The sequence below is a fragment of the Streptomyces sp. PA03-1a genome (genome assembly GCF_033792805.1).
In the GTDB taxonomy this organism is placed as follows: Bacteria; Actinomycetota; Actinomycetes; order Streptomycetales; family Streptomycetaceae; genus Actinacidiphila.
The window spans coordinates 1-13,539 of sequence record NZ_JARAVO010000252.1; the positions used below are offsets into that span (position 1 = coordinate 1).

A 13,539-nucleotide genomic window follows, 5' to 3' on the forward strand; every position below is an offset into this window, starting at 1 on the left:
CCCCGAAAGCATCGCCGAGAACGCCCCCGGAATCCCCTCCAGCCCGATCCGCTCCGTGACCATCGCCGACAGGTCGAGCCGCCCCGCCCGCACGTGCTCCGCCAGCACCGGCAGGTCCCGCGCCGGGTCGCTGTTCCCGTACACGCACCCGGAGAGCGTGCGCCCGAAGTGGAAGAGCTCCAGCGCGGAGAAGGAGACCAGGTCCCCCTTCCCGCCGATGCCCACCACCGTCGTGCGCCCGCCGCGCCGCGTCGAGGACCACGCGGAGCGGATCGTCTCGCCGCGCCCCACGCACTCGATGGCGACGTCCGCCCCGTGCCCGTCGGTCAGCGCGCGGATGCGCTTCGCGACGTCCTCCCCCGCGAGGAGGAACTCCGTGGCGCCCGCGGCCCGCGCCAGGGCCTCCTTCTCCGGGGAGACGTCGACGGCCACGACGGCGCCCGCCCCCGCGATGCGGGCGGCCTGGAGGACGGCGAGGCCGACGCCCCCGACACCGAAGACCGCGACGGACTCCCCGGGGCGCACCCCGGCGCTGTGGTGGACCGCCCCGTAGCCGGTGAGCACGGCGCACCCGAGGAGCGCGGCCTCGGTGAGCGGCACCCCGTCCGGGAGGGGCAGCACCGCGGTCGCCGGGACCACGGTCTCCTCGGCGAACGCGGCCGTCCCGAGCCCCGGGTAGAGCTCGTCCCCGCCGCCCACGAGCTTGGCGTAGGGCACGCCCGCCGCCGCGCCCGCGGCGGCGCACAGCCAGGGCTCGCCGAGCCCGCAGTAGTGGCAGGCGCCGCAGGAGGGCGCCCAGTTGAGGATGACGGGGTCGCCCGGCGTCACGCCCGTGACGCCCTCGCCCACGGAGACGACCGTGCCGGCGCCCTCGTGCCCGAGGACGGCGGGCACGGGCTGCCGCAGCGTCCCGTTGGACAGGGACAGGTCGGAGTGGCACACCCCGGCCGCGGCGAGCCTGACCCGTACCTGGCCCGGCCCGGGTTCGGGCAGGTCGATCTCGGCGAGGGTCAGGGGCGCGTTGACGGCGGGCAGTACGGCGGCGCGGACCACGGTGTTTTCTCCTGCGCTCAGAACTGGAGGGACTTGGTCTGGAGGTATTCGGTGAGGCCGTGCGGGCCGAGCTCGCGCCCGACACCGGACTGCTTGTACCCGCCGAACGGGGCCAGCGGGTTGAAGCGGCCGCCGTTGATGTCGACCTGGCCGGTGTCCATGCGCCGGGCGAAGGCGACGGCCGCCGCCTCGTCGGCCGCCCAGACCGCCCCGGCGAGGCCGTAGACGGTGCCGTTGGCGATGCGCAGCGCGTCCTCCTCGTCCTCGTACGCCAGGATCGACAGGACGGGGCCGAAGATCTCCTCCTGGGCGATCGTCATCTCCGGGGTGACGTCCGCGAAGACGGTGGGGCTGACCCAGTAGCCGCGCTCCCGGGGGGCCTCGGTGCCGCCGGCCACGAGGCGGGCGCCCTCCTCGACGCCCTTGGCGATGTAGCCGCGGACGCGCTCGTGCTGCTTGGCGTTGACGACGGGGCCGATGCGCTCGCCGGGCACGTACTTGGCGGCGGCCGTCACGGCGAGGGCCACCGCCTCCTCGTACCGGTCCCGGTGGACGAGCATCCGGGTCCAGGCGCTGCACGTCTGGCCGCTGTTGGACATGACGTTGGCGACGCCGACGTTGACGGCCTTGGCGAGGTCCGCGCCCGGGAGGATGACGTTGGCGGACTTGCCGCCGAGTTCCAGGGCGACGCGCTTGACGGCGGCGCCCGCGGTCGCGGCGATCTGCCGGCCGACGGCGGTGGATCCGGTGAAGGAGACCAGGTCGACGCCTTCGTGGGCGGCCAGGGCCTGTCCGGCGACCGGGCCGAGACCCGTGACGAGGTTGAACACGCCCGCGGGCACGCCCGCTTCGTGGACGGCCTCGGTGAAGAGCTGGGCGACCAGCGGGGTGTCCTCGGCGGGCTTGAGGACGACCGTGCAGCCGGCGGCGAGCGCGGGGGCGACCTTGGCGACGATCTGGTGGAGCGGGTAGTTCCAGGGGGTGATCGCGCCGACCACTCCGACGGGCTCGTGGAGGACGGTGGAGTTGCCGATCCGCTCCTCGAAGGCGTGGCCGGCGGCGAGTTCGGCGTACGAGCCGGCGACCGCGACCGGGAGCCCCGCGTGGACCGCCTGGCTGAACGGCAGCGGCGCGCCCAGTTCGGCGGTGACGGTCTCGGCGATCTCGTCGCGGCGCGCTGCGAGGGTGTCGCGCAGCGCGGCGATCCGGGCGGCCCGTTCGGCGGGCGGCGTGGCGGCCCAGCCGGGGAACGCGGCCCGGGCGGCGCTGACCGCCGCGTCGACGTCGGCGGCGGTGCCCGCGGGCACGGTGGCGAACACCTGCTCGTCGGCGGGGTTGACGACGTCGATCGTCTCCGTGCCGGCGGCGGGCCGCCATTCGCCGTCGATGTACATCCCGTCGTGCGGCTTCATCCCTTGTCCTCCCGGGCGGACCTGCCGTGACCCGCCCAAACTAGCGCCGATAGTTTTCCGTTTCCAGGGCGGCACCCCGTGCGGTGGGTCACGCCGGGGCGACGTGGACGGGGAATCCGTTGAGGACGGCCGTGCCCGACAGCGGGTCGAGCAGGGTGCCGTCGAGCAACTGGTTGAGGTTGGCGCCCGGTTCACGGGACGCGACCGTCAGCCGGGTGCCCGCGCGGTCGTGGCCCCAGCCGTGCGGCAGGCTCACCACGCCGGGCCGCACCGCGTCCGTGATCTCGACCGGGGCCTCGATCTCGCCGCCGTCGCCCTTGATGCGGGCGGGCGCCGCGTCGGTGAGGCCGAGGCGGGTGGCGTCCTCGGGGTGCACCTGGAGGGTGCAGCGGTTGCTCCCGCCGGTGAGCGCGGGCACGTTGTGCATCCAGCTGTTGTTGGAGCGCAGGTGGCGGCGGCCGATGAGGACCAGCCCGTCCCCGGACCTGCCGGTGACCGCCGCCAGCAGCCGGGGCACGTCGGCGGTGAGCGGCGCGGGCGCCAGTTCGATCGTGCCGGAGACGGTGCGCAGCACCTCGGGGACGCGGGGGCGCAGCGGGCCGAGGTCGATGCCGTGCGGCCGGTCGAGGAGGCTGCGCAGGGTGAGGCCGTCGGGGTCGGCGCCGAAGCCGTCGCCGTACGGGCCGAGCCGCAGCATCATGTCGAGCCGCCGCTCGTAGCCGGTGCCTCCGGTGAGCACGGCGGCCAGTTCGGCGGGGTCGCGGCCGTGGACCGCGGAGTGCGGGTCGGCGGTCTCCTTGGCCAGGCGGTGGGTGACGGCCTGCTCGTCGACGAGCGCGGGGTCGGCCTCCGGGCCGAAGCCGCCGAGGAGGAGGGCGAGCCGGGCCAGGATCTCCGGCTCCCCGGGCCTGCCGTCCTCCAGGGGGATCGCGGGCGGGCTGTAGCGGGCGTTGTTGCGCACGGAGAAGTTGCCGAACGCGAAGTCGTAGTGGGCGCTGCGCGACGGCGGGGGCGGCGGCAGGACGGCGTCCGCGTGGCGGGTGGTCTCGTTGAGGTACGGGTCGACGCTGACCATGAAGTCCAGCCCCGCCAGGGCCCGGTCGAGGCGGGCCCCGTCGGGGGCGGACAGCACGGGGTTGCCCGCGATGGTGACCAGGGCGCGCAGTTGCCCGTCGCCGGGGGTGTCGATCTCCTCGGCGAGTGCGGCGGCGGGCAGTTCGGAGGCGACCTCCGGGTGGCCGGAGACCCGGCTGCGCCAGCGGCCGGTGGTGAATCCCCGGCCGGGGCCGGCCGGGCGCGGGGCGCGTGCCGTGGCCGGCAACGGGAACATCGCACCGCCGGGGCGGTCGAGGTTGCCGGTCAGGATGTTGAGGACGTCGATCAGCCAGCTGGCGAGGGTGCCGAAGCGTACGGCGGTGCTGCCCAGGCGTCCGTAGACGGCGGCGCTGGGGGCGGCGGCCAGGTCGCGGGCGAGGGAGCGGATGAGCTCGGCGGGGACGTCGCAGTACGGGGCGACCGCCTCGGGGGTGAAGTCGCGGGCCAGTGCGCGGACCTCGTCGACGCCGGTGACGTGGCCTTCGAGGTGGCCGAGGCCGGTGAGCCCCTCCTCGAACAGCACGTGGACGACGGCGAAGAGCAGCGCGGCGTCGGTGCCGGGGCGCGGGGCGATGTGGAGGTCGGCGCGTTCGGCGGTGCGGGTGCGCTTGGGGTCGATGACGGTGAGTCTGCCGCCGCGGCGACGCAGCGCCTTGAGCTTGCCGGGGAAGTCGGCGGCGGTGGCGAGGCTGCCGTTGGACACCAGGGGGTTGCCGCCGATGACGACCAGGTGGTCGGTGCGGTCCAGGTCGGGCACGGGGACGGCGAGCGCGTCCCCGTAGAGGTGGCCGCACGCGGCCTGCTTGGGCATCTGGTCCAGGGTGCTGGCGGAGAACAGCGCGCGGGTGCCGAGGGCACGGATGACCGTCGGCGGGTAGAGGCCGCCGGCGATGGTGTGCACGTTGGGGTTGCCCAGGTAGACGCCGGTCGCCGCGGTGCCGTGGGTCGCGCGGACGCGGGCGAAGCCCTCGTCGACGGCCGCGTACGCCTCGGCCCAGGTGGCCTCGGTGAGCACGCCGTCGCGGCGCACGAGCGGGCGGGTCAGCCGGTCGGGGTCGCCGTCGACCTCGCCGAAGGAGGCGCCCTTGGGGCAGATGAAGCCCGCGCTGAAGACGTCGTCGCGGTCGCCGCGGGCGCCGGTGACCCGGTCCGCGTCGATGGTCAGGGTCAGTCCGCACGTGGCCTCGCACAGCGGACAGATACGCAGGGCGGTACGACTGCTGGCCATCGGGCCTCCCGGGGCAAGGACGCTTCCTCGTGTGCGGTCACCATACCGACCGGTATGCATGTCGGGATAGCACTCGCGGCGCTACGGCTCCAGAACGCCTGCGAGGTACGCGCGGAGCAGCACCTTCGTCTCGGCGATGAGCGAGGCGTCGCCCTGCGGCTCGGCGCGGAAGGCCATCTTGAGCAGGGCGTCGGCGGCCTCCACGCCCACCACGAAGGCGGTCCGCAGTCGCCGGTCGTCGGTCACGGCCACGCCGGCGGCGCCGAGCGGGGCGATGAGCAGGGCCCGCAGCCGGTCGGCGACCAGGTGGTTGGCCAGGTCGTTCACGGCGGGGCCGGGAGCCGGGCCGGCGAAGCTGACGAGGGCGAAGCCGGGCACGGTGCGCCGCATGGCGACGTACTGGTCGACGACGACGTCGATCAGGCGGCGCCAGTCCCCGGGGCCGCCGGGGGCCGTGCCACCCGGGGCCGCGTGGCCGGGGGCCGGGCCGAGGGCGTCGAGGCGGTCGGTGACCCCGGCGAGGTACTTGTCGAGGTTGCGGCGGGCGAGGGCGTCCGCCATGGCGCGCTTGTTGGAGAAGAAGCGGTAGACCGAGCCGATCGGCACGCCCGCGCGGGCGGCCACGTCCCGCGTGCTCAGCTCCTCGTAGCCGCCCTCGTCGAGGATCGCCGCGGCCGCGTCGAGGATCCGGGCGAAGCGTTCGGCGCTGCGCTGCTGGACGGGTACGCGCCGGAGACCGTTGCCGCTGCTGTGCACGAGGTCCATCATGCCGGTTTTCCACAGGGACAGGCCGATCCCTTGCGGGGTTGATTCCTATGGACAACCATAGGAATCGTGACCAGCACAGAGATCGCCAGCACAGAGATCCAGGCCGGCAGGGACCTCGCCTACCTCCCCGGCTTCGGCAACGAGCACATGAGCGAGGCGGTCCCCGGAGCGGTTCCGGTCGGCCGCAACTCACCGCAGCGCGCCCCGCTCGGCCTCTACGCGGAGCAGCTGAGCGGCACCGCCTTCACCGAGCCGCGGCATCACAACCGCCGCTCGTGGCTGTACCGCATCCGCCCCTCGGCGGCCCATCCGCCGTTCCGCCGCATCACCAACGGGCGGCTGCGCAGCGCGCCCTTCACGCAGGCCGAGCCCGATCCCAACCGGCTGCGCTGGAGCCCGCTGCCGCTGCCGCAGGAGCCGGCCGACTTCGTGGACGGCCTGGTCACCGTCGGCGGCAACGGTGACGTGCTGCGCCGCGAGGGCATCGGCATCCACTGGTACGCGGCCAACCGCTCCATGGCCGACCGGGTGTTCTCCTCCTCCGACGGCGAGCTGCTGATCGTGCCGGAGCGCGGCCGGCTGCTGATCCGTACCGAACTGGGCGTCCTGGCCGCCGGGCCGGGCCACGTGGCGCTGGTGCCGCGCGGGGTGCGCTTCCGCGTCGAGCTGCCGGACGGGGAGGCGCGCGGCTACGTCTGCGAGAACTACGGCCAGTCCTTCCGGCTGCCCGACCTCGGCCCGATCGGCGCCAACGGCCTGGCCAACGCGCGGGACTTCATGGCGCCGGTCGCGGCGTACGAGGACCGCGAGGAACCGGTGGAGGTGGTGAACAAGTTCGGCGGCAACCTGTGGGCCGCCGAGTACGGCCACTCCCCCCTCGACGTCGTCGGCTGGCACGGCAACCTGGTGCCCTACGTCTACGACCTGCGGCGCTTCAACGTGCTCGGCTCGGTCAGCTACGACCACCCCGATCCGTCGATCTACACCGTGCTGACCTCGCCCTCCGACACCCCGGGCCTGGCCAACGCCGACTTCGTGGTCTTCGCGCCGCGCTGGCTGGTCGGCGAGGACACCTTCCGCCCGCCGTACTTCCACCGGAACGTGATGAGCGAGTTCATGGGGCTCGTCGAGGGCGCGTACGACGCCAAGGCGGAGGGCTTCGTCCCCGGCGGGGCGTCGCTGCACAACATGATGTCGGCGCACGGCCCGGACCGGACCACCTTCGACAAGGCGAGCGCCGCCGAGCTGGTCCCGCAGAAGGTGGACGACGGGCTGGCCTTCATGTTCGAGACGCGCTGGCCGGTGGTGGCGACCCCGGAAGCGCTGGGGGCGGAGCACCTGCAGCGGGACTACGACGGCGTGTGGCGGGGGCTTGAGCGACACTTCAGGCCATGACGACGAGCCCGAGCAGCACCTTCGCCCCCGACTCGCTGGTCCTGAACCGCAAACTCCCCTTGTGGTACCAGGTCTCGCAGTCCCTGCGCGCCTCGATACTCGGCCGTCGTCCGGACGCCCCGCTGCGGCTGCCGACCGAGGACGCGCTGGCAGGGCACTACGGCGTCAGCGTGCTCACGATGCGGCAGGCGCTGAAGGAGCTGGAGGAGGAGGGGCTGATCAGCCGCCACCGGCGGCGCGGCACGTTCATCGAACCGGCCGCACGGCGCGGGGCACCGGTGCGGCTGCTGGGCTCGGTCGACGCGATCGTCGCCCAGCAGTCCGGGGACCGCACCAGCGTGCTCGGCCACGGCCCGGCGCCCGTGCCGCAGGAGTACGCCGAGTACTTCCCCGGGCTGCCGGAGGCCGTCGCCTACCGCCGGCTGCGCTGCGACGAGTCGGGTGAGCCCACCAACTGGGCGGAGAACTTCGTCCTGCCGGAACTGGCCGCCCGGATCGACCTCGCGGACCTGGCGCGCTGGCCGATGACGAAGGTGCTCCGGGACGCCCTCGGGGTTCGGATCAGCCGCATCACCGACACCGTCGAGGCGCGGCTGGCCGACCCGGACACCGCCCGGCTGCTGCAGGTGCCCCTGCTCAGCCCGATCCTGCACTACACGGGGGTGACCTACGACGACACGGGCCGCGCGGTCGACGTGGTGCGCATCCGCTACCGGGGCGACCGCTTCTCCTTCACCGTGACCGTGGAGGCACCCTGAGGGGCGTCAGTAGCATGCCCACGGTGAGCGATGTGAGCGATGAAGCGCCGACGCTGGCCGACCTGATGCCGTGGTCCGTCCCGCCCCTGCGCCTGGGGCGGAGCTGGGTCATGGCCCCCGAGGCGGCGACCCTCACCTCGCGCTGGGACCGGCTGGTGAAGGCCGGGGGCGCCGAGCGCGAGCGGCTGTTCCATCCGACCCGGGCGCGCACCCCGCGCACCGCCGTCGCCCAGTTGCCGGGCCACCCGGCGTCCACCACCCGGCTGGAGCGCGAGGAGGGCGCCTGCGCGGAGCCGGTGCGGGTGCTCCACGGCCCGTACGACCTGCAGTGGCTCATCCCCGACCAGCGCCTGATCGACGCCGCCCGCCCCGAGTTGTGGCGGGTCGCCGACGAGGACCGGCAGTTGTACGCGGTGGAACTCGCGCGCCTGCCGCAGGTCCCGGGGCCGCCGCTGGCCTTCTCCGCGCTGCTCCCCGACGGCCACTCCCCCGCCGGCCGGCCCGGCCGGATCCGGCCGTTGTTCCGCCGCCCCGGCGGACGGGACCCGAACCTCGCGCCGGGTCTGCTGGACCGGCTCGCCCGTCGGCTGGACACCCCGGTCGGCGCACAGGACGTGCTCGCCTGGGTCGCCGCGCTCGCCACCGGCTCGCCCGTCGAGGTCCCGCTCACCGCCGATCCGGCGCTGTGGGCGGAGGGCGTCGCACTGGGCCGCCGTCTGCTGTGGCTGCACACCCGGGGCACCCGCTTCGCCGATCCGGCGGAGGACCGCCCCGCGGGGCATCCCCGGCTGCCCGGCGGCCGGCGCCCCTACGTCCGGGCGGCGCTGCCCGACGTGCCGCGGGAGGCCCCGTCGTACGACCCGGAGGAGCAGGCGCTGGTGCTGGGGAGCGGGCGGGTGGCACCGGTGCCGCAGGCGGCCTGGGAGTTCCACGCCGGGGGGACGCGGGTGCTGGAGACCTGGTTCGAGCGGCGGCTCCCCACCGGGGCGGCGGAGGGACTCGACGCGGTCCGGCCCGCCGCCTGGCCGCGGGCCAGGACGACCGAACTGCTGGAGCTGATCAGCGTGCTGGCGATGCTGGCGGAGCTGCGGCCGTCCCGTCGCGCGCTCGCCGCCCGGGTCGCGGACGGCCCGCGGATCAGTGCCGCCGAGCTGCGCGCGGCCCGCGTCCTGCCGGTGCCCGATTCCGCGCGCCGCCCGGCCTCCGTGCTGGATCACCACGAAGAGGGACCGGACGGGCAGTTCGCCCTGCTGTGACCACAAGTCGACACGACAACAGGCTCGGACGGAGTACACCGACGCGCCGCATGACGCAGCGCGGTGCCGGGACGGTGTACTGCGCCCGAGCCTGTCCGCTGAAAGGAACGCCGAGAACGCCTCCGGTCAGCCGCGGCTGCCGAAGAGCGAACGGCGCAGCCGCCGCAGCGGCGCGAACAGCGACACACGCGCCCCGCGGTTGGCGTTCGCGCGCACGTGGTCGCGCGAGGTCAGCTCGCGCATCAACAGCGTGGCCTCCTCCGCCTCCCGTTGCGGCACGGCGGGGCCGGCCAGCACCGAGAGATGGCGGTCGAGACGCGCGCTGGACGCGCTGCTCCCGCACGTGACGGCAGGCACTCGCGGCCTGCTCCGCATTGCTATCTGATCCATGACACTCCCCACCCGTTCGAGGGCACCCGGCACCGGGCAGGGTAACCCTATCGTCCTGCGGCGTCACCTATGCATCCGCGCTCCCGGATTCACCTGCCCGTCAAGGGGGTTGACGGTCACGAACCGATCCCCAGCGCGAGCAGGGGAAGTTGCACCATGGGATCCGAGGTCGGCACCACGGATCCGCCAGTCGGCTCAACCGTCACGGTGAACGCGTACGACCGCTCGTTCAGCCCGTCGGTCACGATCGGCGCGGGCGTGCCGTCCGCCGCCGGATCGGCGCCCAGCACGCCGAGGGAGCGGAAGGACGTAGGGCGCTCGCTCACCAGCCACAGCTGGTAGACGGTCCGTCCCTCCAGGCGCGGCAGCCCGTGCACCGTCACCACGGCGCGGCGCAGGTCCCGTGACACCACGGCGGTCACCCCCCGTCCATGGTCGTCGCTCGCGAAGGCCGGGCGGGCGTCGGCGGCCGTCAGAACCTCGTTCACCGCACGCGCGTTCCCCCGTTCCCGGTCCAGTTGGGTGGCGGTCCGCAGCAGCAGGGCGCCCAGCACCGCGCAGACCAGGAGGGCCGCCCCGGCGCCCGTCGCGGCCAGACGCGCCGGGAACGGCCGGCGCCACGCCTCCCACCACCGGCCCGGTCGTAGGGGTTCCAGGGGTTCCAGGGGTTCAAGGGCTTGCGGCGCTTCCTGATCCCCCCGCACCCCGTCCACCGGCACCCCGTCCACCAACAGCGGGACCATCGGGGGCGGCGGCGCGGCGGAACCCGGGTTGCCGAGCCGCACGGTGTCCCCGGCCAGATCCCGCACCCGCTCGGCGCACGCGTCGCAGCGCATCAGATGCCGCTCGAATCGGCGCAGTTCCCGCGGCGCGAGGGTGTCCAGCGCGTACGCCGCGGCCAGTTCGTGCACGGAACCTCTCATGGGTCGCCCCGCTTCCCTCCGCGGTGCACGCACCGTCCGGCCGGGCCTATATCACGTTACAACCCTGTGACACAAATTCGCCCCGGTCCGCCAATCCGCCGTCCGACCGGCCCCGAACAACCCACGCAGGACCTCTTCCAAGGGGGAGGGGCCAGACTCGCGAAGGACCGACGCGATGACCGCACACAGCAGGAACAGGCTCACGGCCCGGTTCGGGCGATCGCGCACGATCGCCCTGCTGGCCGCCGGCGCACTGGCCGCGGGGGGACTCGCCGCGGCGGGCGTCACCGGACTGGAGCCGGGGACGGCACAGGCGTCCAGCCACCGGGAGGCACCGCTGATCTCGGGGCAGCCGCAGTACGACACCACGGACGTCTACGCGTTCGTCAGCCCCGACCGCCCGGACACCACCACGCTGGTGGCGAACTGGATACCGTTCGAGGACCCGGCCGGCGGCCCGAACTTCTACAAGTTCGCCGACGACGCCCAGTACGACATCCACATCGACAGCGACGGGGACGCCCAGGGCGACTACCTCTACCGGTGGACGTTCCGGGACCACCTCCGCAACAAGAAGACGTTCCTCTACAACACCGGCCCGGTCACCAGCCTCGACGACCCGGACCTGAACTTCTTCCAGACCTACGACATCGACCTGTTCCGGCTGCACGACCAGCAGGTAACCGGCCGCTACAAGGTCGCGAACGACGTGCCCGTCGCGCCGTCGAACGTCGGCAAGGCCTCGATGCCGGACTACAACGTGCTGCGCCAGCAGGCCGTCAAGGACCTGGGCCGCGGCACCACGGCCTTCGCCGGCCAGTCCGACGACCCGTTCTTCCTCGACCTGCGGGTCTTCGACCTGCTCTACGGGGGCAACCTCTCCGAGGTCGGCGACGACACCCTCAAGGGCTACAACGTCAACACCATCGCCCTGCAGGTCCCGACGGCCGCGATCCGCCAGTCGGCCAAGCAGCCGGTCGTCGGCATCTGGTCCACCACGCAGCGGCGCACGGCGAACGGCGACTGGGCACAGGTCTCGCGCCTCGGCATGCCGCTGGTCAACGAGGTGGTCAACCCGCTCAAGGACAAGGACCGGTTCAACGCGTCCTCGCCCTGGAACGACGCCCAGTTCCTCAAGAACGTGACCCACCCCGAACTGCCCGGGCTCATCGAGGGCATCTACAAGATCAAGGCGCCGGCCACGCCGCGCAACGACCTCGTCCAGGTGTTCCTGACGGGTGTGCCCAAGCTCAACCAGCCGCCGCACGTCCGCCCGTCGGAGATGCTGCGGCTCAACACGGCCGTCCCGCCCACCGCCAAGCCCAAGCGGCTCGGCGTCCTGGACGGCGACAACGCCGGCTTCCCCAACGGCCGCCGGCTCGGTGACGACGTCGTGGACATCGCGCTCCAGGTGGTGGAGGGCGAACTCGTCGGGTCGAAGAACGACTTGGGCGACGCCGTCAACGCCAACGACCAGGCCTTCGGCGCCAGCTTCCCGTACGTGGCCCTGCCGGCCTCCGGCTCGGACGGCCCGCTGGCCAAGCCGGCCACCAACTCGGCGCAGACCAACGGGGTCACCCAGCTCAACGGGGGCGGCCTGCTCACGGGCGGCGGTGACGACAACACCGTGCTCATCGCCTCCGCGGCCTCCGGCGGCGCGGGCGTGCTGCTGATCGGCGCCGCGCTGCTGTGGTGGCGGATGCGCCGCAGCCCCGCCGGCCGCCGGGCGCACGGCCGGGCCTGACGCACCGCCGCGCCGGACCCGACGGCCCGGCGCAGACACACCGCACGGCACCCGGCCGGGACGCACCGCGAGCGCCCCGGCCGGGCTCCACCCCATCATCCCGAAAGGCAGCAGCCATGGACGTACCGGCCCCGGGCCGACTGCGCGCCGCCGTCCTGTACGCGGCGCTGGTGCTCGGCCTCGCGCTGGCGCTCACCGCGGGCGCGCTGGTCCTCGGCGGGTCCCCCGCCCCGCGGGACGCCGCGCGGACCGCGGCACCCGCCGCCGACGCCCCGCTGGACCGCCTCGCCGAGGGCGACCTCGCGGGCGGCATCGCGGCCCTGCAGACGCATCTGCGGGCCCAGCCCGACGACGCCCCGGGGTGGGCCGCCCTCGGCGCCGCCTACGTCGAGCAGGCCAGGACCAGCGGCGACCCGACCCGCTACCCGCAGGCGCAGGCCGCCTTCACCCGCTCGCTGCGGATCTCCCCCCGCGACAACGACGCCGCACTCGCCGGACGGGCCGCGCTCGCCGCCGCCCGCCACGACTTCCGCACCGCCCTCACCGAGGCGGACCGGGCGCTGAAGGTGAACCCGTACGGGGAGCGCGCCCTGGCCGTCCGGGTCGACGCCCTGGTCGAACTCGGCCGCTACGACGAGGCGCTGCGCGCCGCCGAGCACGCGGACGCGGTGCGTCCCGGCATCCCGGTCTTCACCCGCCTCGCCTACGTCCACGAACTGCGCGGCGACCCGGCCGGTGCCCGCCGCATCCTGACCCGCGCCCTGGACTCCGCCGCGACCCCGGGCGACACGGCCTACGTCGCCACGGCGCTGGGCCAGCTCGCCTGGAGCCAGGGCCAGTACCCGGCCGCACTGCGGCACTTCGCCACCGCGCTGCGCGCCGACCCCGGCTACCTGCCGGCGGTCGAGGGCCGCGGCCGTACGTACGCGGCACGCGGCGACCGGGAGAAGGCCCTGCGCGACCTGGGGCCGGTCGTCGACCGCTACCCGCTGCCCGCGCAACTCGCCGAACTGGGCGAACTGTACGAGGCCACGGGCCAGGACGAGCGGGCGGAGCAGCAGTACGCGGTGGTCGGCACCTGGATCGCCCTCGCCCGGGCGAACGGCGTCGCCACCGACCTCGACGCGGCACTGGTCGCCGCCGACCACGGGGACGCCGCCGAGGCGCTGCGCGCGGCCCGGGCCGAATGGTCGCGCCGGCAGACCGTCCACACCGCCGACGCGCTCGCCTGGGCCCTGCACGTCAACGGCCGCGACCGCGAGGCCCTGACGTACGCCGGACGCTCCTCCGCGCCGGGCTACCGCAACGCGGCCTTCCTCTACCACCGCGGCGTCATCGAGGCGGCCCTCGGCAGGCGCGCGGCCGCCAGGACGTCGCTGGCCGCGCGCCTGCCGAGGGCCGCCTCGATGACGCCGCGGTGGTAGAGGAAGGCCGCGTTGCGGTAGCCCGGCGCGGAATTTCTTTTTACAAACTCCACCCCTGCCGACAAAAACACCTTTTTGAAATTCGGGGTTGCC

11 protein-coding genes are annotated in these 13,539 nt (G+C 74.2%); 5 read left to right on the forward strand and 6 right to left on the reverse strand.

The window, feature by feature from the left end:
• The 4 genes from PV341_RS37670 to PV341_RS37685 form a co-directional block, all read right to left on the reverse strand.
• Positions 1–1,053: zinc-binding dehydrogenase (locus tag PV341_RS37670; protein ID WP_500360166.1), on the reverse strand; the 1,053-nt coding region annotated here is incomplete at its 3' end.
• A 17-nt stretch (positions 1,054–1,070) separates the two neighbouring features.
• Positions 1,071–2,465 carry an aldehyde dehydrogenase family protein gene (locus tag PV341_RS37675; RefSeq protein WP_500360168.1) on the reverse strand — a complete coding sequence of 465 codons (1,395 nt, stop codon included), beginning with the start codon at positions 2,463–2,465 and terminating at the stop codon, positions 1,071–1,073.
• A gap of 88 nt (positions 2,466–2,553) precedes the next feature.
• Complete coding sequence (locus PV341_RS37680) at positions 2,554–4,788, reverse strand: molybdopterin oxidoreductase family protein (RefSeq protein ID WP_500360169.1); 2,235 nt, start codon at positions 4,786–4,788, stop codon at positions 2,554–2,556.
• Between the two features lie 81 nt (positions 4,789–4,869).
• Entirely contained in the window at positions 4,870–5,556 is a 687-nt protein-coding gene (locus PV341_RS37685) for a TetR/AcrR family transcriptional regulator (RefSeq protein ID WP_500360170.1), read from the reverse strand.
• A 66-nt stretch (positions 5,557–5,622) separates the two neighbouring features.
• On the opposite strand from PV341_RS37685, the gene hmgA reads away from it, so the two are divergent.
• From hmgA to PV341_RS37700, 3 genes are read left to right on the forward strand one after another with little or no spacing between them, the layout of a single operon-like run.
• Positions 5,623–6,951 carry a homogentisate 1,2-dioxygenase gene (gene hmgA, locus PV341_RS37690; protein ID WP_500328459.1) on the forward strand — a complete coding sequence of 443 codons (1,329 nt, stop codon included), beginning with the start codon at positions 5,623–5,625 and terminating at the stop codon, positions 6,949–6,951.
• Positions 6,948–7,709: a GntR family transcriptional regulator gene (locus tag PV341_RS37695; protein ID WP_500328461.1), complete on the forward strand. Its 762-nt coding sequence runs from the start codon at positions 6,948–6,950 to the stop codon at positions 7,707–7,709. Before hmgA ends, PV341_RS37695 begins: the two co-directional genes overlap by 4 nt.
• Before the next feature lie 14 nt (positions 7,710–7,723).
• Complete coding sequence (locus PV341_RS37700; protein ID WP_500328463.1) at positions 7,724–8,965, forward strand: type ISP restriction/modification enzyme; 1,242 nt, start codon at positions 7,724–7,726, stop codon at positions 8,963–8,965.
• Between the two features lie 126 nt (positions 8,966–9,091).
• Here PV341_RS37700 and PV341_RS37705 read toward each other — a convergent pair whose 3' ends face one another.
• Both PV341_RS37705 and PV341_RS37710 read right to left on the reverse strand, forming a co-directional pair.
• A complete protein-coding gene (locus PV341_RS37705) occupies positions 9,092–9,355 on the reverse strand; it encodes a hypothetical protein (protein WP_499511025.1) in 264 nt (87 codons plus the stop codon).
• A gap of 116 nt (positions 9,356–9,471) precedes the next feature.
• Positions 9,472–10,278: an anti-sigma factor gene (locus tag PV341_RS37710; RefSeq protein WP_500360171.1), complete on the reverse strand. Its 807-nt coding sequence runs from the start codon at positions 10,276–10,278 to the stop codon at positions 9,472–9,474.
• Positions 10,279–10,453: 175 nt separating this feature from the next.
• Between PV341_RS37710 and PV341_RS37715 the strand changes: the two genes are divergently transcribed.
• Both PV341_RS37715 and PV341_RS37720 read left to right on the forward strand, forming a co-directional pair.
• Positions 10,454–12,022, forward strand: a complete 1,569-nt coding sequence (locus PV341_RS37715) for a DUF4331 domain-containing protein (RefSeq protein WP_500360172.1) — start codon at positions 10,454–10,456, stop codon at positions 12,020–12,022.
• Between the two features lie 116 nt (positions 12,023–12,138).
• A complete protein-coding gene (locus tag PV341_RS37720; protein WP_500360173.1) occupies positions 12,139–13,446 on the forward strand; it encodes a tetratricopeptide repeat protein in 1,308 nt (435 codons plus the stop codon).
• Positions 13,447–13,539 lie beyond the last annotated feature (93 nt).